At 62.2% G+C, this 25,067-nt stretch carries 23 protein-coding genes and 1 pseudogene; 18 read left to right on the top strand and 6 right to left on the bottom strand.

Features of this window, described 5'->3' with window-relative positions:
- Nucleotides 1-26: 26 nt before the first annotated feature.
- Both ACYCCG_RS24885 and ACYCCG_RS24880 read right to left on the bottom strand, forming a co-directional pair.
- Nucleotides 27-494 (bottom strand): annotated as a pseudogene (locus tag ACYCCG_RS24885) (S8 family serine peptidase); the annotation flags it as partial.
- A gap of 146 nt (nt 495-640) precedes the next feature.
- Nucleotides 641-1,816 (bottom strand): ATP-binding protein, encoded by a 1,176-nt coding sequence (locus ACYCCG_RS24880; protein ID WP_459672115.1) that lies wholly within the window; start codon nt 1,814-1,816, stop codon nt 641-643.
- A gap of 125 nt (nt 1,817-1,941) precedes the next feature.
- Between ACYCCG_RS24880 and ACYCCG_RS24875 the strand changes: the two genes are divergently transcribed.
- The 16 genes from ACYCCG_RS24875 to nuoN all read left to right on the top strand — a co-directional run bounded on the left by ACYCCG_RS24875 (nt 1,942) and on the right by nuoN (nt 20,812).
- A complete protein-coding gene (locus ACYCCG_RS24875) occupies nt 1,942-2,706 on the top strand; it encodes a secretin N-terminal domain-containing protein (protein ID WP_176682219.1) in 765 nt (254 codons plus the stop codon).
- Between the two features lie 490 nt (nt 2,707-3,196).
- A complete protein-coding gene (gene aceA, locus ACYCCG_RS24870) occupies nt 3,197-4,522 on the top strand; it encodes an isocitrate lyase (protein WP_176682218.1) in 1,326 nt (441 codons plus the stop codon).
- A gap of 290 nt (nt 4,523-4,812) precedes the next feature.
- Nucleotides 4,813-5,475 carry a lysoplasmalogenase gene (locus ACYCCG_RS24865; RefSeq protein WP_252458621.1) on the top strand — a complete coding sequence of 221 codons (663 nt, stop codon included), beginning with the start codon at nt 4,813-4,815 and terminating at the stop codon, nt 5,473-5,475.
- Nucleotides 5,476-5,858: 383 nt separating this feature from the next.
- Complete coding sequence (locus tag ACYCCG_RS24860) at nt 5,859-6,272, top strand: NADH-quinone oxidoreductase subunit A (RefSeq protein WP_003251427.1); 414 nt, start codon at nt 5,859-5,861, stop codon at nt 6,270-6,272.
- A 9-nt stretch (nt 6,273-6,281) separates the two neighbouring features.
- Nucleotides 6,282-6,959 (top strand): NuoB/complex I 20 kDa subunit family protein, encoded by a 678-nt coding sequence (locus ACYCCG_RS24855; RefSeq protein ID WP_003251429.1) that lies wholly within the window; start codon nt 6,282-6,284, stop codon nt 6,957-6,959.
- Between the two features lie 79 nt (nt 6,960-7,038).
- Nucleotides 7,039-8,820: an NADH-quinone oxidoreductase subunit C/D gene (gene nuoC / locus ACYCCG_RS24850; protein WP_021783221.1), complete on the top strand. Its 1,782-nt coding sequence runs from the start codon at nt 7,039-7,041 to the stop codon at nt 8,818-8,820.
- A 2-nt stretch (nt 8,821-8,822) separates the two neighbouring features.
- Nucleotides 8,823-9,320 carry an NADH-quinone oxidoreductase subunit NuoE gene (gene nuoE, locus ACYCCG_RS24845; RefSeq protein ID WP_161892702.1) on the top strand — a complete coding sequence of 166 codons (498 nt, stop codon included), beginning with the start codon at nt 8,823-8,825 and terminating at the stop codon, nt 9,318-9,320.
- Nucleotides 9,317-10,678 (top strand): NADH-quinone oxidoreductase subunit NuoF, encoded by a 1,362-nt coding sequence (gene nuoF / locus ACYCCG_RS24840; RefSeq protein ID WP_020192000.1) that lies wholly within the window; start codon nt 9,317-9,319, stop codon nt 10,676-10,678. The genes nuoE and nuoF overlap by 4 nt, the downstream gene beginning before the upstream one ends.
- Nucleotides 10,679-10,810: 132 nt before the next feature.
- The gene (nuoG, locus tag ACYCCG_RS24835; protein ID WP_459672109.1) at nt 10,811-13,525 is read left to right on the top strand and encodes an NADH-quinone oxidoreductase subunit NuoG; all 2,715 of its coding nucleotides are present in this window, start codon (nt 10,811-10,813) and stop codon (nt 13,523-13,525) included.
- A complete protein-coding gene (gene nuoH / locus ACYCCG_RS24830) occupies nt 13,522-14,529 on the top strand; it encodes an NADH-quinone oxidoreductase subunit NuoH (RefSeq protein WP_051098956.1) in 1,008 nt (335 codons plus the stop codon). Before nuoG ends, nuoH begins: the two co-directional genes overlap by 4 nt.
- An 11-nt stretch (nt 14,530-14,540) precedes the next feature.
- Nucleotides 14,541-15,089: an NADH-quinone oxidoreductase subunit NuoI gene (gene nuoI / locus ACYCCG_RS24825; RefSeq protein ID WP_003251442.1), complete on the top strand. Its 549-nt coding sequence runs from the start codon at nt 14,541-14,543 to the stop codon at nt 15,087-15,089.
- 10 nt (nt 15,090-15,099) lie between these two features.
- Entirely contained in the window at nt 15,100-15,600 is a 501-nt protein-coding gene (gene nuoJ, locus ACYCCG_RS24820; protein WP_176682213.1) for an NADH-quinone oxidoreductase subunit J, read from the top strand.
- A 3-nt stretch (nt 15,601-15,603) separates the two neighbouring features.
- The gene (gene nuoK, locus ACYCCG_RS24815) at nt 15,604-15,912 is read left to right on the top strand and encodes an NADH-quinone oxidoreductase subunit NuoK (protein WP_003251446.1); all 309 of its coding nucleotides are present in this window, start codon (nt 15,604-15,606) and stop codon (nt 15,910-15,912) included.
- Nucleotides 15,909-17,762 (top strand): NADH-quinone oxidoreductase subunit L, encoded by a 1,854-nt coding sequence (gene nuoL / locus ACYCCG_RS24810; protein WP_176682212.1) that lies wholly within the window; start codon nt 15,909-15,911, stop codon nt 17,760-17,762. The genes nuoK and nuoL overlap by 4 nt, the downstream gene beginning before the upstream one ends.
- 40 nt (nt 17,763-17,802) lie before the next feature.
- Entirely contained in the window at nt 17,803-19,335 is a 1,533-nt protein-coding gene (gene nuoM / locus ACYCCG_RS24805) for an NADH-quinone oxidoreductase subunit M (protein ID WP_459672104.1), read from the top strand.
- A 7-nt stretch (nt 19,336-19,342) separates the two neighbouring features.
- A complete protein-coding gene (gene nuoN / locus ACYCCG_RS24800; RefSeq protein ID WP_459672102.1) occupies nt 19,343-20,812 on the top strand; it encodes an NADH-quinone oxidoreductase subunit NuoN in 1,470 nt (489 codons plus the stop codon).
- A 90-nt stretch (nt 20,813-20,902) separates the two neighbouring features.
- Here nuoN and ACYCCG_RS24795 read toward each other — a convergent pair whose 3' ends face one another.
- Complete coding sequence (locus ACYCCG_RS24795; protein ID WP_010954906.1) at nt 20,903-21,166, bottom strand: Ogr/Delta-like zinc finger protein; 264 nt, start codon at nt 21,164-21,166, stop codon at nt 20,903-20,905.
- Nucleotides 21,167-21,345: 179 nt separating this feature from the next.
- Between ACYCCG_RS24795 and ACYCCG_RS24790 the strand changes: the two genes are divergently transcribed.
- Nucleotides 21,346-21,726: a helix-turn-helix domain-containing protein gene (locus ACYCCG_RS24790; RefSeq protein WP_176682209.1), complete on the top strand. Its 381-nt coding sequence runs from the start codon at nt 21,346-21,348 to the stop codon at nt 21,724-21,726.
- Here the strand turns inward: ACYCCG_RS24790 and ACYCCG_RS24785 are convergent.
- Genes ACYCCG_RS24785 through ACYCCG_RS24775 form a run of 3 tightly spaced genes read right to left on the bottom strand, consistent with a single transcriptional unit; the run spans nt 21,723 to nt 22,685 of the window.
- A complete protein-coding gene (locus ACYCCG_RS24785; RefSeq protein WP_010954908.1) occupies nt 21,723-22,085 on the bottom strand; it encodes a hypothetical protein in 363 nt (120 codons plus the stop codon). The two genes, ACYCCG_RS24790 and ACYCCG_RS24785, sit on opposite strands and share 4 nt — an antisense overlap.
- Nucleotides 22,078-22,425: a head completion/stabilization protein gene (locus ACYCCG_RS24780; RefSeq protein ID WP_060489089.1), complete on the bottom strand. Its 348-nt coding sequence runs from the start codon at nt 22,423-22,425 to the stop codon at nt 22,078-22,080. Before ACYCCG_RS24780 ends, ACYCCG_RS24785 begins: the two co-directional genes overlap by 8 nt.
- A gap of 11 nt (nt 22,426-22,436) precedes the next feature.
- On the bottom strand, nt 22,437-22,685 hold the full coding sequence (locus ACYCCG_RS24775) for a helix-turn-helix domain-containing protein (RefSeq protein ID WP_003251454.1): 249 nt from the start codon (nt 22,683-22,685) through the stop codon (nt 22,437-22,439).
- Between the two features lie 220 nt (nt 22,686-22,905).
- On the opposite strand from ACYCCG_RS24775, the gene ACYCCG_RS24770 reads away from it, so the two are divergent.
- The gene (locus tag ACYCCG_RS24770; RefSeq protein WP_209967162.1) at nt 22,906-24,978 is read left to right on the top strand and encodes a TonB-dependent receptor family protein; all 2,073 of its coding nucleotides are present in this window, start codon (nt 22,906-22,908) and stop codon (nt 24,976-24,978) included.
- The last annotated feature ends 89 nt before the right edge of the window (nt 24,979-25,067 follow it).

Genomic DNA, 25,067 nt, shown 5'->3' with positions numbered 1-25,067 from the left:
GGAATTTGTCGGAAAGCGGCCACCGCTCAACGCACACGTTCCAGGCTCTGCACGGCCAGGTCCAGCGCACGCTGCATGTCCAGGCGCGCCGAACGGCCCAGATCCGGGTCGCTCAGGCGGCCGGATCGGCGCCGTCAGGTCTTCGGCATCCATCGCTTCGAAATCCTGTTCGACGCCCAGGGTCAAGGCACTGCGCCGCAACAGCATGCGCACCTGTTCCGGGGTAAGTGCCGGGTTGATCGACAGCATCGTCGCCACAGTGGCAGTCACCAAGGGTGTTGCGTACGACGTGCCGCAATGCGCAGCCTCGGCTGACACTGGGCGTATGCAGGCAGCAGCACTGACATCCACGCGCATGTCGATGTTGGAACTGTGGCGCTTGCGTAGCCGCTCATCGCCAGCCCGGAGCGCACCAGCGAATCGACCTCATCACCCTTCACATTGCGTGCCCCGACCCGGTGAATGCCCCAGCTCCAGTTCAACACCCGCTCACCGCAACGCTGCAGCTGCTTGATGCGCAGCGTGTCCGCTGCAGCCTGTGCACCAAGACTGCAAAGCCATGACAGCAAGATCAGGACACCGTTCATGCAATCACCTCACGCGCTCCCTGTGAGTGCGACTTACGGGGCACCTCAAAGGTTCACCTGTGGCTGGCAACTGCCTGGTCGCGGGCGAGCCATTCGGCCATGGAAGTATCTTCCAACGTGTACTCGCCACGATTGGCTTTCCATACCAGCTCCTTGTCGCGCAGGGCATCAAGGGCCTTCTGTACGTTTGCCGTGTTGACGTTGGCTACCGCCTGGGCCTGCTCCAGCTTGCGGCTGACCTCTACCAGGGTTTGCTCGGTAAACGGGGAAAACGGCTGCCGGCCCAGCGTGCGCTCGGCCATGACCTCTAGCACTGCCTGCTGCAACGGCGTAAGTTCGTTCCAAGCGCTTTCGTAGTCACTCCACACCCCGGCTTGATGATTCAGCGCCCCATTGCGCAGCAGTTCACCCAGGTTGCCCGCCTCACCCAGGCCGACGCTAACTTCGGCCAACAGTTTGTTGAGCATTTCCGGGCGCCGGCCGACCAGTTCGAACGCGTATGCCAGGTCCTCTACCTTGAACTGGTTACTGTCGGCCAGGCGACGGTTCCACAGGGCGGTGATGAATTCGACATATTCACGCCCCAGCAACGGAAAGGGCGTGATGCTGGCACCAAAGAATGGCTGCTTGCTCTTGAGTACCAGGTTGGCCAGCTTGTCGCGACTAGAGCCCGTGAACACCAGGCGCAAGCCGTCTGGACGGTCGCCACGGTTAAGGTGGTCACGCGCGGCTTTCAGCGCGAACATCGCATTGAGGCCATCTTCACTGTTAAGGGCGTGCTGAGCCTCGTCGATGATCAGCACTACCAGCTGCCCTGACACTTGATGCAACACGGCAAGCGCCTGGGCCAAGGTAGTACCCGCCGGCAGTTGCGGGCGGGTGAAATCCCAGCTCAGGGTGCGCAGCAGGTTGACCTTGTCGATACCGGCCTTTTTCGCAGTCCTGGCCAGCGCACCTTCGAATCTGGCCAGCGCAGTACCGATGGCGCCACTGATGAGCTGCGCAGGGGCGGCGTCGCGATCCGACCACAGGTCGACGTAAACCGGTAGCCAACCGCGCTGTACGCATTCCGGTATGAAGTCGTTGTTGAGGAAGGTGCTCTTGCCCGTACGCCGGGGCGCGGCCAGGAACATGCCCGAGCTGTAATCGACCAACGACTCGCCGGCCAAGTCTTGGGCCAGTGCGTTGGCCAACTGATTACGGCGCAGGAGCGGGCGAACGGGAGACATGCAATTAACCTCAATTATCTTGTCTACTATAATTTATAGCCTACAAGATAAATCAGGATAATACGACCGTCTGCAACCGTGCCGGCGTGATCCGGATCCGGCAAAAAGTCAGCAAATTTGCCATCATGTTGGTTCCACCTGCGGAGATCATGGACATGCCGCTACGCCCCCTTTTCGCCTCCCTGTTGCTGGTTGCCAGCCTCACCACCCATGCCGCCACCGAGGTGGTGCCACTTCAGCATCGCAGCAGCGCCGAACTGCTGCCCGCCCTGCAGGCCTTCATCGGCAAGGACGGCACGATCAGCGCCTTCGAGAACAAACTGATCGTCAACGCCAGCCCCGAGCGCATCGACGACCTGCGCGCCCTGTTGCAACAACTGGATACCGCGCCCAAGCGCCTGCTGATCAGCGTCGACAACAACGATAGCAATTTCCAGGACAACCGCGGCAACGCACGCGTCATTCACTACGGCACCCGCAACCGCGATGGCGGGATGCAGCAGGTACAAGCCAGCGAAGGGCAACCGGCACTGATCCAGGTGGGCCAGAGCATCCCCATTACCAGCACCAGCACAGACGGCTATGGGCGCATTCAGAGCAACACCGAATACCGCAACGTGACCCAAGGCTTCTACGTAACCCCGAGCCTGAGCGGCGAAACGGTTCGCCTGCAAATAAGCAGCAATAATGACCGCATCAGCCATGAACGTGCAGATGTAGTGAAAGTACAAAGTACCGACACGACAGTCACTGGCAAGCTCGGCGAGTGGATCACCCTGGCGGGGTTCAACCAGCAGAGCCAAGCCGACCGCAGCGCGTCAAGCCATACGTACAGCACCCAACGGGGTGAAAACATGACATTGCGTGTCAAAGTCGACCTTGTCGACTGATCCCAGGCAATTCAAGGCTTCGACCAAGGGCCTTGAAACTGACTGCCAAGTCGCATTAGACCAAAGATGTAGTAAGGACAAAAAAGCACTACAAAACATTTGACAGGGTCTTTTTCCCAAGGGCATGATGGCCTCGCTCCCGCTAATCAGGGGCCCTGGCAAGGGCCTTCGGGGCGCGCTCCTTCCACCCCAGGAGGCGCCTCGTGTCTATACGGCCCACAAGGCGGTTCGACGGGATTGCGACTGCAACGAAGAAGTTGTCCCGAGGGACGGAAGCGCATCACCGCAGTACTGGCAATCGCGTAGCACCGCAGCAAGGCAACCACGAGCCGACCTGCCGGAGCGCACCTTCGCCTGGCCTGCCCAACCTTCCCCTTCGAGCCTTCTCGTTCGCCGCCGCACCCCTGCGAACAGGACAGCCGCCAGGCACCTGATCTGCCCAGAGCATCAGCACAATTAACCCAAGATCGATGCGACGAGGTTTATTTCCATGGCACTGACACGCGAACAGCAAATTGCAGCCCTCGAGAAAGACTGGGCCGAGAACCCGCGCTGGAAAGGCGTGACCCGTACCTACACCGCCGCCGATGTCGTTCGCCTGCGTGGCTCCGTGCAACCTGAGCACACCTTTGCCCGTCAGGGTGCAGAAAAACTGTGGAAGCTGGTCACCGAAGGTGCCCACCCGTCCTTCCGCCCCGACAAAGATTTCGTCAACTGCATGGGCGCCCTGACTGGCGGCCAGGCTGTACAACAGGTCAAGGCCGGCATCCAGGCCATCTACCTGTCCGGCTGGCAGGTTGCCGCCGACAACAACTCGGCCGAGTCCATGTACCCTGACCAGTCGCTGTACCCGGTCGACTCGGTACCGACCGTGGTCAAACGCATCAACAACGCGTTCCGCCGCGCCGACCAGATCCAGTGGAAAGCCGGCAAGAACCCGGGCGACGAAGGCTACATCGACTACTTCGCGCCAATCGTGGCCGACGCCGAAGCCGGTTTCGGCGGCGTACTGAACGCCTACGAGCTGATGAAGAACATGATCGAAGCAGGCGCCGCCGGCGTGCACTTCGAAGACCAACTGGCCTCGGTAAAAAAATGCGGCCACATGGGTGGCAAGGTACTGGTACCCACCCAGGAAGCCGTACAGAAGCTGGTGGCTGCTCGCCTGGCCGCTGACGTATCGGGCGTACCGACCATCATCCTGGCCCGTACCGACGCCAACGCCGCCGACCTGCTGACCAGCGACTGCGACCCGTACGACCAGCCGTTCGTGATTGGCGAGCGCACCCGTGAAGGCTTCTACAAGGTCCGCGCCGGCCTCGACCAGGCAATTGCCCGCGGCCTGGCCTACGCCCCGTACGCCGACCTGATCTGGTGTGAAACCGCCAAGCCGGACCTGGACGAAGCCCGCCGCTTCGCCGAGGCGATCAAGAAGGAGTACCCGGACCAGATCCTGTCCTACAACTGCTCGCCTTCCTTCAACTGGAAGAAAAACCTGGACGACGCCACCATCGCCAAGTTCCAGCGCGAACTGTCGGCCATGGGTTACAAGCATCAGTTCATCACCCTGGCCGGCATCCACAACATGTGGCACGGCATGTTCAACCTGGCGCACGACTACGCCCGCAACGACATGACCGCCTACGTGAAGCTGCAGGAGCAGGAATTCGCTGACGCCAACAAGGGCTACACCTTCGTGGCGCACCAGCAGGAAGTGGGCACTGGCTACTTCGACGACATGACCACTGTGATCCAGGGTGGCGCTTCGTCGGTGACTGCACTGACCGGTTCGACCGAAGAAGAGCAGTTCCACTGATAGTGGGTTGCCTTTGAACAAAGGCCCGGGGCTTGTGAAAGCTCCGGGCCTTTGTTTTTACCCGAGAAAGGGCCGGGCCTGCTGGCCAATTTTCACCAGCCGTTCACCGTTGCCGCCGCTACCGTATTCGCGGGTAAACCCGCTCCTACACTGATCGGGAGGGGACACACATCGGTGATTGGGCGCAGGCCGCTGCGGGAGCGGGTTTACCCGCGAAAGGGCCGGTACAGGCCACAACAAAACCCCGGATCAGGGCTATGCTTGTGGCAGCCCAGCAGCAAGGACCGCCCATGCCTCGTCCAAGCCACCTGATGATTCTCGCCCTGACCGCCGCTGCCCTCTATATATACGCACTGGCCAGCGACAACACCCTGCTCGCCCTCATGGCCAAACCCATCCCGGTGCTGGCCTTGATTGCCTGGCTGCGCAACACCCCGGTCTCGCCTTATCGCACATGGATCTCGATCGGCCTGGGCTTCTCGGTACTCGGCGACCTCCTGCTGGCCATCCCTGCGGACCTGTTCGTGTTTGGCCTGGTCGCCTTCCTATGCGCCCACCTGGCCTACCTGCGCGCCTATTGCGGCATTACCCTGTGCCCAGCCTTGCCTGCGCTGGCATTCAGCGCCATCGCTGGCATCACACTGCTAGGCGTGCTGACCAGCCATGGCCTCGGCCCGCTGCTGATCCCGGTCACGCTGTACACCTTGGCCATCAGCGCGATGCTCTGGCGCGCCCTGGCCTGCAGCGGCCCGGCCGCGCTGGGTGCCGGCCTGTTCGTATTCTCGGACAGCCTGATCGGCATCGACCGCTTCGTCAGCCCGTTCGCCGCCGCACCGTACCTGATCATCCTCGCCTACTGGCTCGGCCAATGGGCCATCGCTTCATCAGTCGGTCATCGCTCAACCGATAAAGTATTGACCCAGAGCGGTGCGCGCAGTACCGAAAGCTGCTAGAACAAGGGTTTTTTGCAATTGCAAGTAGGGGGAATCGCCAGATGAACTTTACAAGGCGCAGAACAGCGAAATTCGAAGGCAGCAGCCCAAACGATATTAATTATCATTACAGAGCTTACAATTCGTTACCCACCGCAAGAAACATAATTAACAAAACCGCACGTAATGCCCGAATCTCAAGGCTCTCAGCCAGTTACGAACGGTTTTTGTACTTAATCCTACGAATAAATTTGCGACAGAAATTTTACTTGCACCAGGTTTACCCATAAAATCAGCGCGATTGATTCGGCTGCGACATTTGGTCACTGCATGTGCGACGCCAAGTCGCCGCTCTACACTTATTTCAGACTGCAGAGCTGGGTCTCTGTATAAGGATCTCTAGCATGTCCGATTCGGCAGGACTCATCGCCCACAACTGGGGCTTTGCCATCTTCCTCCTGGGTGTCGTCGGCCTGTGCGCCTTCATGCTCGGCCTGTCCAGCCTGCTCGGTAGCAAGGCTTGGGGCCGCGCCAAGAACGAACCCTTCGAATCCGGCATGCTGCCCGTCGGCAGCGCTCGCCTGCGCCTGTCCGCCAAATTCTATCTGGTCGCGATGCTGTTCGTGATCTTCGATATCGAAGCCCTCTTTCTCTTTGCATGGTCTGTGTCCGTCCGCGAAAGCGGCTGGACCGGATTCGTCGAAGCACTCGTTTTCATAGCAATTCTGTTGGCAGGTCTTGTCTACCTATGGCGCGTCGGGGCACTTGATTGGGCTCCCGAAGGTCGCCGCAAGCGGCAAGCGAAGCTGAAACAATGAGGCTTTGGCATGCAATACAATCTCACCAGAATCGATCCGGATGCGCCCAACGAGCAGTACCCGGTCGGTGAACGGGAAACCGTCACCGATCAACTGCTAGAGGACCAGGTCCACAAGAACATCTTCATGGGTAAACTTGAAGATGTGCTGCGTGGCGCGGTCAATTGGGGTCGCAAGAACTCCCTCTGGCCGTACAACTTCGGCCTGTCCTGCTGCTACGTGGAAATGACCACAGCCTTCACGGCACCCCACGACATCGCCCGCTTCGGCGCCGAAGTCATCCGGGCCTCGCCGCGGCAGGCCGACTTCATGGTCATTGCCGGTACCTGTTTCGTGAAAATGGCGCCGATCATCCAGCGCCTGTACGAGCAGATGCTCGAACCGAAATGGGTCATTTCCATGGGTTCGTGCGCCAACTCCGGTGGTATGTACGACATCTACTCGGTCGTTCAGGGGGTCGACAAGTTCCTCCCCGTGGACGTCTATGTGCCTGGCTGCCCGCCACGCCCTGAGGCTTTCCTGCAAGGCTTGATGCTGCTGCAGGAGTCGATTGGCCAAGAACGACGCCCGCTTTCCTGGGTTGTTGGTGATCAAGGTATTTACCGTGCCGAGATGCCAGCCCAGAAAGACCTGCGTCGTGAGCAGCGCATTGCAGTAACCAACCTGCGCAGCCCCGACGAAGTCTGATCCAGCGACCTGCCGCCCGCTCCGGAAGGAGCCGGCGGCCTGGCTTCATTCTTAACGTTGACCCAAAGCGACCGAGACCATGACAGCGGACAACGCTATTTTTATTCCGCCCTACAAGGCTGACGACCAGGATGTGGTCGTCGAACTGAACAACCGTTTTGGCGCCGAAGCATTCGTCGCCCAGGAAACCCGCACCGGCATGCCCGTGTTGTGGGTAAAACGCGCCCAGCTCAAAGAGGTGCTCAGCTTCCTGCGCGGCGTCGCCAAGCCTTACAGCATGCTGTACGACCTGCATGGCGTCGACGAGCGCCTGCGCACCCAGCGCCGTGGCCTGCCAGCCGCCGATTTCAGCGTGTTCTACCACCTGTTGTCGATCGAGCGTAACAGCGACGTGATGATCAAGGTGTCGCTCAGCGAAGGCGACCTGAACCTGCCGACCGTGACGGGCATCTGGCCAAACGCCAACTGGTACGAGCGCGAAGTCTGGGACATGTTCGGCATCGACTTTGCCGGCCACCCGCACCTCAGCCGCATCATGATGCCGCCGACCTGGGAAGGTCACCCGCTGCGCAAGGACTACCCTGCCCGTGCGACCGAGTTCGACCCCTACAGCCTGACCCTGGCCAAGCAGCAGCTTGAAGAGGAGTCGGCACGCTTCAACCCGGAAGCCTGGGGCATGAAGCGTCAGGGTGCCAACGAGGACTACATGTTCCTCAACCTCGGCCCCAACCACCCTTCGGCGCACGGTGCGTTCCGTATCGTCCTGCAGCTGGACGGGGAAGAGATCGTCGACTGCGTACCGGACATCGGCTACCACCACCGTGGCGCCGAGAAAATGGCCGAGCGCCAGTCCTGGCACAGCTTCATCCCCTATACCGACCGTATCGATTACCTCGGCGGGGTGATGAACAACCTGCCGTACGTGCTTGCGGTCGAGAAGCTGGCGGGCATCCAGGTGCCGCAGAAGGTCGACGTGATTCGCATCATGCTGGCCGAGTTCTTCCGCATCACCAGCCACCTGCTGTTCCTGGGCACCTACATCCAGGACGTCGGCGCCATGACACCGGTGTTCTTCACCTTCACCGACCGCCAGCGCGCCTACACCGTGATCGAAGCGATCACCGGTTTCCGCCTGCACCCTGCCTGGTATCGCATCGGTGGCGTCGCTCACGACCTGCCACGCGGCTGGGACAAGCTGGTCAAGGACTTTGTCGAGTGGCTGCCCAAGCGTCTCGACGAATACACCAAGGCCGCCCTGCAAAACAGCATCCTCAAGGGTCGTACCATCGGCGTTGCCGCGTACAACACCAAGGAAGCGCTGGAATGGGGCACCACCGGTGCCGGCCTGCGCGCTACCGGTTGCAACTTCGACCTGCGTAAAGCCCGCCCTTACTCCGGCTACGAGAACTTCGAGTTCGAAGTACCGCTGGCCCACAACGGCGATGCCTACGATCGCTGCATGGTACGTGTCGAGGAGATGCGCCAGAGTATCCGCATCATCGACCAGTGCCTGCGCAACATGCCGGAAGGCCCGTACAAGGCGGATCACCCGCTGACCACGCCGCCGCCGAAAGAGCGCACGCTGCAGCACATCGAGACCCTGATCACGCACTTCCTGCAAGTCTCGTGGGGCCCGGTCATGCCGGCCAACGAGTCGTTCCAGATGATCGAGGCGACCAAGGGCATCAACAGTTACTACCTGACGAGCGATGGCGGCACCATGAGCTACCGCACCCGGATCCGTACCCCGAGCTACCCGCACCTGCAGCAGATCCCTTCGGTGATCAAAGGCAGCATGGTCGCCGACCTCATTGCGTATCTGGGCAGTATCGACTTCGTTATGGCTGACGTGGACCGCTAAGCATGAACAGCACGCTTATCCAGACAGACCGTTTCGCCCTGAGCGAAACCGAGCGCTCGGCCATCGAGCACGAAATGCATCACTACGAGGACCCGCGTGCGGCGTCCATCGAAGCCCTGAAGATCGTCCAGAAAGAGCGTGGCTGGGTGCCGGACGGCGCCATCCACGCCATCGGCGAAGTGCTGGGCATTCCGGCCAGCGACGTCGAGGGTGTCGCCACCTTCTACAGCCAGATCTTCCGCCAACCGGTAGGCCGCCACATCATCCGCGTGTGCGACAGCATGGTCTGCTACATCGGCGGCCATGAGTCGGTGGTCAGCCAGATTCAGAACGAGCTGGGCATCGGCCTCGGCCAGACCACCGCCGACGGCCGTTTCACCCTGTTGCCTGTGTGCTGCCTGGGCAACTGCGACAAGGCCCCGGCGCTGATGATCGACGACGACACCTTCGGTGATGTACAGCCGGCTGGCGTTTCCAAACTGCTGGAGGGTTACGTATGACCATTACTTCCTTCGGCCCGGCCAACCGCATCGCGCGCTCGGCCGAAACCCACCCGCTGACCTGGCGCCTGCGTGACGACGGCGAGCCGGTCTGGCTGGCCGAGTACGAATCGAAGAACGGCTACGCCGCAGCCCGCAAGGCGCTGGCACAGATGTCCGCCGACGACATCGTGCAAAGCGTCAAGGACTCCGGCCTCAAGGGCCGTGGCGGTGCAGGCTTCCCCACTGGCGTGAAGTGGGGCCTGATGCCCAAAGACGAATCCATGAACATCCGCTACCTGCTGTGCAACGCGGACGAAATGGAGCCGAACACCTGGAAGGACCGCATGCTGATGGAGCAACAGCCCCATCTGCTGGTCGAGGGCATGCTGATCAGCGCCCGCGCCCTCAAGGCCTACCGCGGCTACATCTTCCTGCGTGGCGAATACACCACCGCAGCGAAGAACCTCAACCGCGCCATCGATGAAGCCAAGGCCGCCGGCCTGCTGGGCAAGAACATCCTGGGCAGCGGTTTCGATTTCGAGCTGTTCGTGCACACCGGTGCCGGCCGCTACATCTGCGGTGAAGAAACCGCGCTGATCAACTCGCTGGAAGGCCGCCGCGCCAACCCGCGCTCCAAGCCGCCCTTCCCTGCCGCCGTTGGCGTGTGGGGCAAGCCGACGTGCGTGAACAACGTCGAAACCCTGTGCAACGTGCCGGCCATCGTCGCCAACGGCAACGACTGGTACAAGTCGCTGGCCCGCGAAGGCAGCGAAGACCATGGCACCAAGCTGATGGGCTTCTCCGGCAAGGTGAAGAACCCAGGCCTGTGGGAACTGCCATTCGGCGTTACCGCGCGCGAATTGTTCGAAGACTACGCCGGCGGCATGCGCGATGGCTTCAAGCTCAAGTGCTGGCAGCCAGGCGGCGCCGGTACCGGCTTCCTGCTGCCCGAGCACCTCGATGCACAAATGTACGCCGGTGGCATCGCCAAGGTCGGCACCCGTATGGGTACTGGCCTGGCCATGGCGGTCGACGACAGCATCAACATGGTGTCACTGCTGCGCAACATGGAAGAGTTCTTCGCCCGCGAATCGTGTGGCTGGTGCACCCCATGCCGTGACGGCCTGCCGTGGAGCGTGAAGATGCTGCGTGCACTGGAAAGAGGCCAGGGCCGCGCCGAAGACATCGAGACCCTGCTGGGGCTGGTCAACTTCCTTGGCCCAGGCCGCACCTTCTGTGCTCACGCACCAGGTGCCGTCGAGCCGCTGGGCAGTGCCATCAAATACTTCCGCTCGGAGTTCGAGGCCGGTGTGGCGCCAGAAAGCGCTGCAACCCTGCGCCCCGACCTGGCGAAGCCGATCGTGGTCGGCGCATAACAAGATGATTAGGCGGGTGGTCCGTGCCACTCGCCAGCTTGCCGGCAGGCCCGAGCAATCGAGGCGTGTCGCAAGCTCACCGATTTCCATTAGCCACGCCCGCTCACGCGGGCCAACGAAGAACTTTGAACAATGGCCACTATCCACGTAGACGGCAAAGCGCTCGAAGTCAACGGTGCAGACAACCTGTTACAGGCATGTCTGTCGCTCGGCCTCGACATCCCTTATTTCTGCTGGCACCCGGCGCTTGGTAGCGTTGGTGCCTGCCGGCAGTGCGCAGTCAAGCAGTACACCGACGAGAACGACACCCGTGGTCGTATCGTCATGTCCTGCATGACCCCTGCTTCCGACGGCACCTGGATCTCCATCGACGACGAAGAGTCGAAGGCGTTCCGCGCCAGCGTCGTCGAATGGCTGATGACCAACCACCCGCACGACTGCCCGGTGTGCGAGGAAGGCGGTCACTGCCACCTGCAGGACATGACGGTAATGACCGGCCACAACGAGCGCCGTTACCGTTTCACCAAGCGTACCCACCAGAACCAGGACCTCGGCCCGTTCATCGCCCATGAGATGAACCGCTGCATCGCCTGCTACCGCTGCGTGCGCTACTACAAGGACTACGCCGGTGGTACCGACCTGGGCGTATACGGCGCCCACGACAACGTGTACTTCGGCCGCGTCGAAGACGGCGTGCTGGAAAGCGAGTTCTCCGGCAACCTGACCGAGGTCTGCCCGACCGGCGTATTCACCGACAAGACCCACTCCGAGCGCTACAACCGCAAGTGGGACATGCAGTTCGCCCCAAGCATCTGCCACGGCTGCTCCAGCGGTTGCAACATCAGCCCGGGTGAGCGCTACGGCGAACTGCGCCGTATCGAAAACCGCTTCAACGGTTCGGTCAACCAGTACTTCCTGTGCGACCGCGGCCGCTTCGGCTACGGCTACGTCAACCGCAAGGACCGCCCGCGCCAGCCACAACTGGCCGACGGCACCAAGCTGGGCCTGGACGCCGCCCTGGACAAGGCCGCCGACCTGCTGCGCGGCCGTACCATCGTCGGTATCGGCTCGCCACGCGCCAGCCTCGAAAGCAACTACGGCCTGCGTGAACTGGTCGGCGCCGAGTATTTCTACTCGGGCATGGAAGCGGGCGAACTGGCCCGCGTACGCCTGGCACTGAACGTGCTGAACAACAGCCCGCTGCCAGTACCGACCCTGCGCGACATCGAAGACCACGACGCCGTGTTCGTGCTCGGTGAAGACCTGACCCAGACCGCTGCCCGCGTTGCCCTGGCCGTACGCCAGGCCACCAAAGGCAAGGCCGAGGCCATGGCCGAAGCGATGAAAGTGCAGCCTTGGCTCGACGCTGCTGTGAAGAACATTGGCCAGCACGCGCTGTACCCACTGTTCATCGCGTCCCTGGCTGAAACCAAGCTGGACGACGTCGCCGAAGAATGCGTACACGCTGCGCCGGCCGACCTGGCCCGCATCGGTTTCGCCGTGGCCCACGCCATCGACCCGAGCGCCCCTGCCGTCGCCGGCCTGGACGCCGAAGCCAAGGCCCTGGCCCAGCGCATCGCCGACGCCCTGGTCGCCGCCAAGCGCCCACTGGTCGTTGCCGGTACGTCGCTGGCCGATCCAGCGCTGATCGAAGCCGCCGCTAACATCGCCAAGGCCCTGAAGCTGCGCGAGAAGAACGGCTCGCTGAGCCTGGTGGTGCCTGAGGCCAACAGCCTCGGCCTGGCCATGCTCGGTGGCGAGTCGGTCGATGCCGCCCTGGACGCGGTCATCAGCGGCAAAGCCGACGCCATCGTCGTGCTGGAAAACGACCTCTACGCCCGCGTACCGGCCGCCAAGGTCGACGCAGCCCTGGCTGCAGCCAAGGTGGTGATCGTTGCCGACCACTCCAAAACTGCCACCGTCGACCGCGCCCACCTGGTGCTGCCGGCTGCCTCGTTCGCCGAGGGCGACGGCACCCTGGTCAGCCAGGAAGGCCGTGCCCAGCGCTTCTTCCAGGTGTTCGACCCGCAGTACCTGGACAGCAGCATCCAGATCCACGAAGGCTGGCGCTGGATGCACGCCCTGCGTGCCACCTTGCTGAACAAGCCGGTTGACTGGACCCAGCTGGACCATGTCACCAGCGCCTGCGCCGAAGCCGCCCCGCAACTGGCCGGCATCGTCAACGCCGCGCCAAGCGCCGCGTTCCGCATCAAGGGCATGAAACTGGCACGAGAGCCGCTGCGTTACTCCGGCCGTACTGCCATGCGCGCCAACATCAGTGTGCACGAGCCGCGCACGCCGCAAGACAAGGACACCGCGTTCGCCTTCTCCATGGAAGGCTACTCGGGTTCGGCCGAACCGCGCCAGCAGGTGCCGTTCGCCTGGTCGCCGGGCTGGAACTCCCCACAAGCCTGGAACAAGTTCCAGGACGAGGTCGGTGGCCACCTGCGTGCCGGTGATCCAGGCGTACGCCTGATCGAGTCGCAAGGCGACCGCCTGAACTGGTTCAACACCATTCCGGGGGCCTTCAACCCGGCCCGTGGCACCTGGACTGCCGTGCCGTTCTTCCACCTGTTCGGCAGCGAAGAAAGCTCCTCGCGCGCCGCTCCGGTTCAAGAGCGCATCCCGGCTGCCTACGTGGCCCTGGCCAAGTCCGAAGCCGACCGCCTGGGCGTCAACGAAGGCGCCCTGCTGAGCCTGAACGTTGCCGGTGTGGCCCTGCGCCTGCCGCTGCGTATCAATGAAGAGCTGGGCGCTGGCCTGGTCGCGTTGCCGAAAGGCCTGGCTGGCATTCCGCCTGCCATCTTCGGTGCATCCGTCGAAGGTCTGCAGGAGGCAGCACAATGAGCTGGTTCACCCCCGAAGTGATCGATGTGATCCTGACCGTGCTGCGGGCCATCGTGGTCCTGCTGGCGGTGGTGGTCTGCGGCGCGCTGCTCAGCTTCGTCGAGCGGCGCCTGCTGGGCTGGTGGCAGGACCGTTACGGTCCGAACCGCGTCGGCCCGTTCGGCATGTTCCAGATCGCTGCCGACATGCTGAAGATGTTCTTCAAGGAAGACTGGAACCCGCCCTTCGTCGACCGCATGATCTTCACCCTGGCACCGGTAGTGGCCATGAGCGCCCTGCTGATCGCCTTTGTGGTCATCCCGATCACCCCGACCTGGGGCGTTGCCGACCTGAACATCGGCCTGCTGTTCTTCTTCGCCATGGCCGGTCTGTCGGTCTACGCGGTGTTGTTCGCCGGCTGGTCGTCGAACAACAAGTACGCCCTGCTGGGCAGCTTGCGTGCTTCGGCACAGACCGTGTCGTACGAAGTGTTCCTGGGCCTGGCGCTGATGGGCGTGGTGGTGCAGGTGGGCTCGTTCAACATGCGCGACATCGTTGAGTACCAGGCGCAGAACCTGTGGTTCATCATTCCGCAGTTCTTCGGCTTCTGCACCTTCTTCATCGCTGGCGTCGCCGTGACTCACCGTCACCCGTTCGACCAGCCGGAAGCAGAACAGGAACTGGCCGACGGCTACCACATCGAGTATGCCGGCATGAAGTGGGGCATGTTCTTCGTCGGTGAGTACATCGGCATCATCCTCATCTCGGCGCTGCTGGTAACCCTGTTCTTCGGCGGCTGGCACGGTCCGTTCGGCATCCTGCCGCAACTGTCGTTCCTGTGGTTCGCACTGAAGACCGCGTTCTTCATCATGCTGTTCATCCTGCTGCGCGCCTCGATCCCGCGCCCACGCTATGACCAGGTGATGGACTTCAGCTGGAAGTTCTGCCTGCCGCTGACCCTGATCAATTTGCTGGTGACCGCTGCGATCGTGCTCTACAACACGCCAGCCGTCGCGGCCCAGTGAGGATTTGACCCATGTTCAAGTATATCGGCGACATCGTTAAGGGCACCGGCACCCAGCTGCGCAGCCTGGCAATGGTGTTCTCCCACGGGTTCCGCAAGCGCGACACCCTGCAGTACCCCGAAGAACCCGTGTACCTGCCGCCGCGCTACCGCGGCCGCATCGTCCTCACCCGCGACCCCGATGGCGAGGAGCGCTGCGTAGCGTGCAACCTCTGCGCGGTGGCCTGCCCGGTTGGCTGCATTTCGCTGCAGAAGGCCGAGACAGAGGACGGCCGCTGGTACCCGGAATTCTTCCGCATCAACTTCTCGCGTTGCATTTTCTGCGGCCTGTGTGAAGAAGCGTGCCCGACCACCGCGATCCAGCTGACTCCGGATTTCGAAATGGCCGAGTTCAAGCGTCAGGATCTGGTGTACGAGAAAGAAGATCTGCTGATCTCCGGCCCCGGCAAGAACCCTGACTACAACTTCTACCGTGTTGCGGGTATGGCAATCGCTGGCAAGCCGAAGGGCTCTGCACAGAACGAAGCCGAGCCGATCAACGTGAAGAGCTTGCTCCCATAAGGACAGAAAGATGGAATTCGCTTTCTACTTCGCATCCGGGATCGCCGTGGTCTCCACCCTTCGGGTGGTAACTGGCACCAACCCCGTGCACGCCTTGCTTTACCTGATCATTTCGCTGATTTCCGTGGCCATGATCTTCTTCGCCCTGGGTGCGCCGTTTGCCGGCGCCCTGGAAGTGATCGCCTACGCCGGCGCCATCATGGTGCTGTTCGTGTTCGTGGTGATGATGCTCAACCTCGGGCCGGCTTCGGTCGCCCAGGAACGGGGATGGCTCAAGCCCGGTATCTGGGCAGGGCCTGTGATCCTCGGCACCCTGCTGCTGCTGGAGCTGCTGTACGTCCTGTTCGTCACCCCGAGCGGCGCAGGCATCAGCGGTACCACCGTGGGCCCGAAAGCAGTGGGCATCAGCCTCTTCGGCCCTTACCTGCTGGTGGTCGAACTGGCGTCGATGCTGCTGCTGGCTGCGGCCGTCACCGCCTTCCACCTGGGCCGCAACGAGGCGAAGGAGTAAATCATGGGTGCTATCCCTCTCGAGCATGGTCTGGCGGTCGCCGGCATCCTGTTCTGCTTAGGTCTGGTTGGCCTGATGGTCCGCCGCAACATCCTCTTCGTGCTCATGAGCCTGGAAGTCATGATGAACGCCTCTGCCCTGGCGTTCGTCGTCGCCGGTGCCCGTTGGGTCCAGCCCGACGGCCAGGTGATGTTCATTCTGGTGATCAGCCTGGCAGCCGCCGAGGCCAGCATTGGCCTGGCCATCCTGCTGCAGCTGTATCGCCGCTTCCACACTCTCGACATCGATGCTGCCAGTGAGATGCGCGGATGAACCTTCTCTTCCTGACTTTCGTCTTTCCCCTCATCGGCTTCCTGCTGCTGTCGTTCTCGCGCGGACGGTTCTCGGAGAACCTGTCCGCCCTGATCGGCGTCGGTTCGGTAGGCCTGTCGGCCGCCACGGCCGCCTACGTCATCTGGCAGTTCAATGTCGCCCCGCCTGAAGGCGGCGCGTACAGCCAACTGCTGTGGCAATGGATGTCGGTGGACGGCTTCGCGCCGAACTTCACCCTGTACCTGGACGGCCTGTCGGTCACCATGCTCGGCGTGGTGACCGGTGTCGGCTTCCTGATCCACCTGTTCGCGTCCTGGTACATGCGTGGCGAAGCCGGCTACTCGCGCTTCTTCTCGTACACCAACCTGTTCATCGCCAGCATGCTGTTCCTGATCCTCGGCGATAACCTGCTGTTCATCTACTTCGGCTGGGAAGGCGTGGGCCTGTGCTCGTACCTGTTGATCGGTTTCTACTACAGCAACCGCAACAACGGTAACGCGGCACTCAAGGCATTCATCGTCACCCGCATCGGCGACGTGTTTATGGCCATCGGCCTGTTCATCCTGTTCGCCCAGCTGGGCACCCTGAACGTGCAGGAACTGCTGGTACTGGCGCCGCAGAAGTTCCAGGCTGGCGACACCTGGATGGTGCTGGCGACGCTGATGCTGCTGGGTGGTGCAGTGGGTAAATCGGCGCAGCTGCCACTGCAGACCTGGCTGGCCGACGCGATGGCGGGCCCGACCCCGGTTTCGGCACTGATCCACGCCGCAACCATGGTGACCGCGGGCGTATACCTGATCGCCCGTACCAACGGCCTGTTCCTGCTGGCGCCAGACATCCTGCACCTGGTAGGTGTAGTCGGTGGCGTGACCCTGGTACTGGCCGGCTTCGCCGCGCTGGTTCAGACCGACATCAAGCGTATCCTCGCCTACTCGACCATGAGCCAGATCGGCTACATGTTCCTGGCCCTGGGCGTGGGTGCCTGGGACGCGGCGATCTTCCACCTGATGACCCACGCCTTCTTCAAGGCACTGCTGTTCCTTGCCTCCGGCGCGGTGATCGTTGCCTGCCACCACGAGCAGAACATCTTCAAGATGGGCGGCCTGTGGAAGAAACTGCCGCTGGCCTACGCCAGCTTCGTGGTCGGTGGCGCGGCACTGGCGGCCCTGCCGATCGTGACCGTAGGCTTCTACTCCAAGGACGAGATCCTCTGGGAAGCCTTCGCCAGCGGCAACACCGGCCTGCTGTACGCCGGCCTGGTAGGCGCGTTCATGACCTCGCTGTACACCTTCCGTCTGATCTTCATCGCCTTCCACGGCGAAGCCAAGACCGAAGCCCACGCTGGCCACGGTATCAGCCACTGGCTGCCGCTGGGCGTGCTGATCGTGCTGTCGACCTTCGTCGGCGCCTGGATCACCCCGCCGCTGGCCGGCGTGCTGCCGGAAAGCGCCGGCCATGCCGGTGGCGAAGCCAAGCACGCGCTGGAGATCACCTCGGGTGCCATCGCCATCGCCGGTATCCTGCTGGCCGCCCTGCTGTTCCTGGGCAAGCGCCACTTCGTCAGCGCCGTAGCCAACAGTGGCATCGGTCGCGTCCTGTCGGCCTGGTGGTTCGCTGCCTGGGGCTTCGACTGGATCTACGACAAGCTTTTCGTCAAACCGTACCTGCTGATCAGCCACATCCTGCGCAAGGACCCGGTTGACCGCACCATCGGCCTGATTCCTCGGATGGCGCGTGGCGGCCACGTGGCCATGAGCAAGACCGAGACTGGCCAACTGCGCTGGTACACCGCCTCTATCGCCGTGGGTGCCGTGCTGGTGCTCGGTGCCGTGGTAGTGGCTGCGGTATGACTATGAATCTTGCGACTTTGCCAAAGGAAACCAACCCGTCATGATTTTGCCTTGGCTGATCCTGATCCCCTTCATCGGCGGCTTCCTGTGCTGGCTGGGTGAGCGCTTCGGCGCCACCCTGCCGCGCTGGATCGCGCTGCTGACCATGTCCCTGCTGCTTGGCATCGGCCTGTGGCTGTGGGGTACCGGTGACTACACCCTCGCTCCAGCCCCGGGCGCCGAACCGGCCTGGGCCCTGGAATACAAGCTCCAGTGGATCCAGCGCTTCGGCATCAGCATCCACCTGGCCCTTGACGGTCTGTCGCTGCTGATGATCCTGCTCACCGGCCTGCTCGGTGTGCTGTCGGTACTGTGTTCCTGGAAAGAGATCCAGCGCCACGTCGGCTTCTTCCACCTCAACCTGATGTGGATCCTCGGCGGCGTGGTCGGTGTGTTCCTGGCCCTGGACCTGTTCCTGTTCTTCTTCTTCTGGGAAATGATGCTGGTGCCGATGTACTTCCTCATCGCGCTCTGGGGTCACAGCTCGGCAGACGGCAAGAAGACCCGGATCTACGCGGCGACCAAGTTCTTCATCTTCACCCAGGCCAGCGGCCTGATCATGCTGGTGGCGATCCTGGGCCTGGTGCTGGTCAACTACAACACCACTGGCGTGCTCACCTTCAACTACAGCGACCTGCTCAAGGCCGAGCTGCCACCCGGTGTCGAGTACGTGCTGATGCTGGGCTTCTTCATCGCCTTCGCGGTGAAGCTGCCGGTGGTGCCGTTCCACTCCTGGCTGCCTGACGCTCACGCCCAGGCACCGACCGCAGGCTCGGTGGACCTGGCGGGTATCTTGCTGAAGACTGCAGCCTACGGCCTGCTGCGCTTCGCCCTGCCGCTGTTCCCGAACGCCTCGGCCGAGTTCGCGCCGATCGCCATGACCCTGGGCCTGATCGGTATCTTCTACGGTGCCTTCCTGGCCTTCGCACAAACCGACATCAAGCGCCTGATCGCCTTCTCCAGCGTCTCGCACATGGGCTTCGTGCTGATCGGTATCTACTCCGGCAGCCAACAAGCCCTGCAAGGTGCGGTGATCCAGATGCTGGCCCACGGCCTGTCGGCTGCGGCGCTGTTCATCCTGTCCGGCCAACTGTACGAGCGCCTGCACACCCGTGACATGCGTCAGATGGGTGGCCTGTGGCACCGCATCGCCTACCTGCCGGCCATCAGCCTGTTCTTCGCAGCGGCATCGCTGGGCCTGCCAGGCACCGGCAACTTCGTCGGCGAGTTCCTGATCCTGATCGGCAGCTTCGTGCACGTACCGTGGATCACCGTGATCGCCACCACTGGCCTGGTGTTCGGTTCTGTCTACTCGCTGATCATGATCCACCGTGCCTACTTCGGCCCGGCCAAGGCCGACACCGTGCTGGCCGGCATGGACAGTCGCGAACTGATCATGGTTCTGGGTCTGGCGGTATTGCTGATCCTGCTGGGCGTGTATCCGCAGCCGTTCCTCGACACCTCTGCCGCCACCATGAGTGGTGTGCAGCAGTGGCTCGGATCCGCTTTCACTCAACTCGCTTCGGCCCGGTAAGAGCGCTATGGAATTCACCACTCAACACTTCATCGCATTGGCGCCGATGCTGATCGCCACCATCACCACGGTGGTGGTGATGCTGGCGATCGCCTGGAAGCGCAACCACTCGCAGACCTTCCTGCTGTCCACCGTGGGCCTGAACCTGGCCCTGCTGTCGCTCCTGCCGGCGCTGAAGGTCGCGCCGCTGGCGGTCACCTCGCTGATCACCATCGACAAGTTCGCCTGCCTGTACATGGCGATCATCCTCATAGCGACGCTGGCCTGCGTCACCCTCGCCCACGCCTACCTCGGCGAGGGTTCCAAGGGTTTCCCGGGCAACCGTGAAGAACTGTACCTGTTGCTGCTGATGTCGGCTCTCGGTGGGCTGGTGCTGGTCAGCGCCAACCACCTGGCCGGCCTGTTCATCGGCCTGGAACTGCTGTCGGTACCGGTCTACGGCCTGGTGGCGTATGCCTTCTTCAACAAGCGATCGCTGGAAGCCGGCATCAAGTACATGGTGCTGTCGGCCGCAGGCTCGGCTTTCCTGCTGTTCGGCATGGCCCTGCTGTACGCCGACGCTGGCAGCCTGAGCTTCGACCAGATCGGCAAGGCCCTGGCTACCACCAGCATGCCAAGCCTGGTGGCCCAACTGGGCCTTGGCATGATGCTGGTCGGCCTGGCCTTCAAGCTGTCGCTGGTACCGTTCCATCTGTGGACCCCGGACGTGTACGAAGGCGCTCCAGCGCCGGTCGCCGCGTTCCTGGCAACCGCCAGCAAGGTGGCAGTATTCGCCGTTGTCGTACGCCTGTTCATGCTCTCACCTGCTGCCAGCAGCGGCGTGCTCAGCACCGTACTGGCGGTGATTGCCGTAGCCTCGATCCTGATTGGTAACCTGCTGGCGCTGACCCAGAGCAACCTCAAGCGTCTGCTGGGTTACTCGTCCATCGCCCACTTCGGTTACCTGGTCATCGCGTTGGTCGCCAGCAAAGGCCTGGCCCTGGAAGCCATGGGCGTATACCTGGTCACCTACGTGATCACCAGCCTGGGCGCCTTCGGCGTCATCACCCTGATGTCCTCGCCATACGGCGGCCGTGACGCCGATGCCCTGTACGAGTACCGCGGCCTGTTCTGGCGCCGCCCCTACCTGACAGCGGTACTGACCGTGATGATGCTGTCGCTGGCGGGTATCCCGCTGACCGCCGGCTTCATCGGCAAGTTCTACATCATCGCCACCGGCGTCGAATCGCACCTGTGGTGGTTGGTCGGTGCGCTGGTGATCGGTAGCGCCATCGGCGTGTACTATTACCTGCGCGTCATGGTTACCCTGTACCTGGTCGAGCCGAACCTGCGTCGTCACGACGCCCCGCTCAAGTGGGAACAGCGCACCGGCGGCGTCATGCTGCTGGCTATCGCCATTCTCGCTTTCGTACTGGGTGTGTACCCGCAGCCCCTGCTGGAAATGGTTCAGCAAGCGGGCCTGCAACTGATCGGTTGATCACCCCGGCAGCCCCGGTAACAGAAAACACCCCGCCTAGGCGGGGTGTTTTTTTATCTGCACGTTTTGCTACCTGCGCCCAATGGTGCCTCACTCACTCGGGCTGCCCTGGCCTGCCCCCGGCAAGGCGGCCTTGCGCAAATCACCATTGGCCGAAGGCAGGTACACTTCCGGGTTGGGCATGCCGCTGGGGGAGAGTTCATGGGTCATTTCGAATTCGGCGCGCACTGACCAGCCACACGCCTCGGTGGTGCATTGCAAATAAGCGATTCGCAGGAAAATATGGCGCCCTTCGCTAGTACGTATGCGCATCCGGCTATGGCAATGCGGGCAAACCAGCTTGTAAGTACTCACGGCAAGTACCTGCTAGCATTGCCCAGGCTAGCCTGTGTGTCAGTATTGGCTGCAACTGTGGGTGTATTCTTCAATTTGATAGTTCTCATTGCAGAAGTGCTCCTTAAAACGCAGGGCTGTATTCATAACGAGTAGTTTAAGCCCATGGAATATCATTAAACCAGTCATGGATATTTGTTATGAGTACTCACGGACTTGCTGCGGTGCTCACGCGCCTTAAACTTCTCACTGGCGCACAAACTGATGCCGAGTTGTCACGCGCGCTGTCGGTCAGCCCGCAAACGCTGAGCAGCTGGAAGGTTCGCGAAAGCATTCCTTACTCACTTTGCATAGACGCTGCCAAAAAGCATGCATGCTCACTGGACTGGCTATTGCTGGGTCAGGCCGGGCACAACGCCGCCGTCCCAGATGATGCGGGCTGGGAGTGCGAAATGCTCGAACGGCTGCGCACGCTCTCGCACAGCGATCGCCAGGCCATCCTGCTGTTCATCAAGGACAAGCAGCGCATCCAGCAGTTGGAACAGCAATTGAGTGAACTCGGCGGCGCAGCCAATGGCTAACCCCGACGGCGCCAGCGCTGGATGAGCTCGCGCGGGTCGAGTGTATCCAGCCAGACCATGACCTTGAGGCTGATGGGGATCACCACCACAGCGGCCACGAATGCCGCCATGCCCCGGGTCAGCAATGGCACCAATGACGAAACCAGTGGCTCGAACAAATGGCCCACGCCCACGGTCACGAATAGCAGCAGCAGTTTCTTGGCCAGCGTCAGGCGCCTGGCCTCACTGGTGATCAATCGATCGCGTGCCGCACTCACCAACAATGCTCCCAGCAGCGCGGCGAACAGGACATCGCCATCCACACCCAGGAACGCCACCAATGCCTGGGCCAGGTTGTCAAAAACTGATAGCTCAGGCATGCACTTGCCCTCCGCGCGGAACAGGCAGACAGGCGGTTGAACCCAGGCTATACATGACCGCCGCTTCGACAAAACGGATGTAGCACACCCGCAAGGCCCGCCCATGATCATGACCGGCCACATCCTCGAGGCGCTTGTAGCCCCGCTCTCGCAGTACTGACCGCCAGCGGGCGAATTCGCGTGCTGCCTCGATGGCAGCGCAACGCGCGGCCACTTCCAATGCAGCTTCACTGACAGATCGCGGCAGTTGCAGGTGCTCCCGCAACCTGCCCAGGTCGACCCGTGGCCAAAACGGATCATGGCAATCGGCAAAGCGCGGTAGCCGTGGATCGTTGCTCATGCGCTACCCCCTTACTGCTCGGCCAGCATGCCGTAGCGAATGGCCTTGATCACAGCGGCCACCCGGGTAGGCACTTCAAATTTGCGCAGGATGTTGGACACGTGAAAATTCACCGTCGACTCCTTGCATTCAAGGATCTGGCCGATCTCCCACGAGCTCTTGCCATAAGCACACCACAACAGCACTTGCTGTTCACGTGGCGTCAGGCGAACCGGGGCGTCCGCCAGGGGTTGCTGCGAGTGTCGAGCGTTGTCAGTCATGTTTGAACTCCACGGGTGATTGAGCGGGGCATTACTGCCTACCTGCAGTCACCTTACGAAGCACAGGCCACCCGCCTCCACCGCCGTGGTTTGTAAAGAACTTTCGTACAAGACCGTATGACGAAGGATGCGCACGATTTGCTGACTTTCTGCGTGCTCCCAGCCGCATTCCGCTCGTCTCAACGCCGTTGTCCATTCGCCTTTCGCCTGGAGTCGTACAATGCGTTCCGATTTACCCCTCTCATCCTGCCTCGGTCTGCTGGCGGCACTGGCTGCCACTCAGCCCGCCCTGGGGGCATCCGCGGTCGAACTGGGCCGGGTGCTGATCACCGATGAGGAGCAGAACGAGCTGACGGCAGCCGGCGAGCGCCTGCGTGAAATACCGGGAGCCAGCAACCTGGTGGACATGCAGCGCGTGGGGCAAGGCCGAGTGGCCAGCAACCAAGACGTGCTGGCCTACCAGCCAGGGGTGTTCGCCCAATCGGCAGGTAACGATGGCATCAAGCTGTCGATACGCGGCTCGGGCCTCAACCGTGCGCCGGGGGCGCATGGTTCCGGTGTCTACACGATGTTCGACGGCCTGCCGCTGACCGGCCCGGGCGGCACACCTTACGAATTGTTCGAACCGCTTTGGCTGAGCCGTGCCGAAGTGCTGCGTGGCGCCAATGGCTTCGACCAAGGCGCCCTGGCCTTGGGCGGTGCCATCAACTATGTCACCCACACCGGCTACGACGCGCCTGCACTGCAAGTGCGCTACGAGGTCGGCAGCCGCGGCTACCAGCACCGGCACATCAGCTCGGGCCAGGTGCTGGGCAATCTCGACTATTACGTGGCCCTGACCGATTCGGAATATGACGGCTACCAGGCGCACAGCACTGGCAGCGCCAAGGGCATTGCCGCCAATGTCGGTTACCGCTTCAACCCCAACCTGGAAACCCGCTTCTACCTGCGCTACCGGGAAACTGAAAACGAACTGCCCGGGCGCCTGACCAAAGACCAGATCAAGCACCACCCGCGTGCAGCCAACCCGACCTATCTGGCCCGCGACGACAGTCGCCCGCAGCCAGGCAGCACCTGGATGGGCAACAAGACCACCTTCTACCTCGACGACGAGGCGCGCCTGGAAGCCGGCCTGGTCTATCACGACTACCCGATGGACCTGCGCGAGGGCCCGATGCGCCTGAAGGTCGCCTACACCGATGTCAGCGGTACGCTGAACTATTTCCGCCGCGACACACTGTTCGGCCACGAGAGCAAGACCACCGTCGGTTGGCGTACCACCAAGCACCTGCCCAACAGCGGCGCTTCGCAATTTACCCGCAATGGCGATGTGTTCGGCGAGCGCACCCGTGACTTCACCTACCAGGGCTCGGACACCGTGCTGCATGTTGGCAACGACCTGGAACTGGTCCCCAACCTGTGGCTGAGCACCGGCCTGGCCATGATCTACACACGCCGCGAAAGTGACGTGACCTACCCCGCTGAAGGCGGCAAGGTGAGCATGCATGACTGGGACTATGCGCCCCGCCTGGGGCTGCGCTACGACATCCGCCCGGACTTGCAGGTGTACGGCAACCTGAGCCGCTCGGTAGAGCCGCCACACCCGTGGTCGTTGATCTGGAGCGCGCCCAGCACAGGCGGCAAGCAGATCCAGCCGATCGAGATGCAGAACCAGACAGCCACCACTCTGGAACTGGGCGCCCGTGGCGACTCGGCGCTCGGCCGCTGGGACCTGGCCTGGTACTACTCGCAAGTGCGCCACGAACTGCTGGCCGTTGAGGTAGTGCCGAATTTCACCTCGGAATTCAACGCCAGCGCTACCGTGCACCAAGGCGTTGAAGCCGGCCTCGACAGCACCCTGTGGGAACGCGCGGGCACTGGCAAGCTGAGCTTGCGCCAGGCCTACACCTTCAGCGACTTCCACTACCGTGATGACGACACATTTGGCGACAACCGTCTGCCCGGCATCCCCATGCACTACTATCAGGCCGAGTTGCGCTATGACTGGCCGAGCGGCTTCTATGCCGGGGTCAACACGCAAATGGCCTCGAAGGTGCAAGTGGACTACGCCAACAGCTACCACGCAGATGAATATGCCTTGCTCGGCGCGCGCGTTGGCTGGGACTCACCGAAGCAGGACTGGCAGACCTGGCTGGACCTGCGCAACCTGACCAACCAGCGCTATGCAGCGACCGTGACGCCGGCCTACAACGACGCCGGCAAGGACAATGCCCGTTCGACACCGGGCGAAGGGTTTGGCGTATATGCGGGGGTTTCGTACAGCTTCCGCTGACGGGTAGGAGCGGGTTTACCCGCGAATGCGTCGTTGAATTTACCGACGCATTCGCGGGTAAACCCGCTCCGACGGGGGGGGTTACTGCA

The sequence above is a fragment of the Pseudomonas sp. VEM90 genome (genome assembly GCF_054611535.1).
The sequence above is the reverse complement of the archived record's forward strand: the minus strand, read 5'-3'. Positions and strand labels throughout refer to the sequence as shown.

What these genes read in the sequence shown, in the direction of transcription:
- nuoI (WP_003251442.1), top strand. Translation starts at nt 14,541, where the DNA reads ATGTTCAAGTATATCGGCGACATCGTTAAGGGCACCGGCACCCAGCTG.
- ACYCCG_RS24865 (WP_252458621.1), top strand. Translation starts at nt 4,813, where the DNA reads ATGCCTCGTCCAAGCCACCTGATGATTCTCGCCCTGACCGCCGCTGCC.
- nuoM (WP_459672104.1), top strand. Translation starts at nt 17,803, where the DNA reads ATGATTTTGCCTTGGCTGATCCTGATCCCCTTCATCGGCGGCTTCCTG.
- nuoK (WP_003251446.1), top strand. Translation starts at nt 15,604, where the DNA reads ATGGGTGCTATCCCTCTCGAGCATGGTCTGGCGGTCGCCGGCATCCTG.
- ACYCCG_RS24860 (WP_003251427.1), top strand. Translation starts at nt 5,859, where the DNA reads ATGTCCGATTCGGCAGGACTCATCGCCCACAACTGGGGCTTTGCCATC.
- ACYCCG_RS24775 (WP_003251454.1), bottom strand. Translation starts at nt 22,685, where the DNA reads ATGACTGACAACGCTCGACACTCGCAGCAACCCCTGGCGGACGCCCCG.
- ACYCCG_RS24785 (WP_010954908.1), bottom strand. Translation starts at nt 22,085, where the DNA reads ATGCCTGAGCTATCAGTTTTTGACAACCTGGCCCAGGCATTGGTGGCG.
- nuoF (WP_020192000.1), top strand. Translation starts at nt 9,317, where the DNA reads ATGACCATTACTTCCTTCGGCCCGGCCAACCGCATCGCGCGCTCGGCC.
- nuoC (WP_021783221.1), top strand. Translation starts at nt 7,039, where the DNA reads ATGACAGCGGACAACGCTATTTTTATTCCGCCCTACAAGGCTGACGAC.
- ACYCCG_RS24855 (WP_003251429.1), top strand. Translation starts at nt 6,282, where the DNA reads ATGCAATACAATCTCACCAGAATCGATCCGGATGCGCCCAACGAGCAG.
- ACYCCG_RS24880 (WP_459672115.1), bottom strand. Translation starts at nt 1,816, where the DNA reads ATGTCTCCCGTTCGCCCGCTCCTGCGCCGTAATCAGTTGGCCAACGCA.
- nuoH (WP_051098956.1), top strand. Translation starts at nt 13,522, where the DNA reads ATGAGCTGGTTCACCCCCGAAGTGATCGATGTGATCCTGACCGTGCTG.
- nuoG (WP_459672109.1), top strand. Translation starts at nt 10,811, where the DNA reads ATGGCCACTATCCACGTAGACGGCAAAGCGCTCGAAGTCAACGGTGCA.
- ACYCCG_RS24875 (WP_176682219.1), top strand. Translation starts at nt 1,942, where the DNA reads ATGTTGGTTCCACCTGCGGAGATCATGGACATGCCGCTACGCCCCCTT.
- ACYCCG_RS24770 (WP_209967162.1), top strand. Translation starts at nt 22,906, where the DNA reads ATGCGTTCCGATTTACCCCTCTCATCCTGCCTCGGTCTGCTGGCGGCA.
- ACYCCG_RS24790 (WP_176682209.1), top strand. Translation starts at nt 21,346, where the DNA reads ATGAGTACTCACGGACTTGCTGCGGTGCTCACGCGCCTTAAACTTCTC.
- nuoJ (WP_176682213.1), top strand. Translation starts at nt 15,100, where the DNA reads ATGGAATTCGCTTTCTACTTCGCATCCGGGATCGCCGTGGTCTCCACC.
- nuoL (WP_176682212.1), top strand. Translation starts at nt 15,909, where the DNA reads ATGAACCTTCTCTTCCTGACTTTCGTCTTTCCCCTCATCGGCTTCCTG.
- aceA (WP_176682218.1), top strand. Translation starts at nt 3,197, where the DNA reads ATGGCACTGACACGCGAACAGCAAATTGCAGCCCTCGAGAAAGACTGG.
- ACYCCG_RS24780 (WP_060489089.1), bottom strand. Translation starts at nt 22,425, where the DNA reads ATGAGCAACGATCCACGGCTACCGCGCTTTGCCGATTGCCATGATCCG.
- nuoE (WP_161892702.1), top strand. Translation starts at nt 8,823, where the DNA reads ATGAACAGCACGCTTATCCAGACAGACCGTTTCGCCCTGAGCGAAACC.
- nuoN (WP_459672102.1), top strand. Translation starts at nt 19,343, where the DNA reads ATGGAATTCACCACTCAACACTTCATCGCATTGGCGCCGATGCTGATC.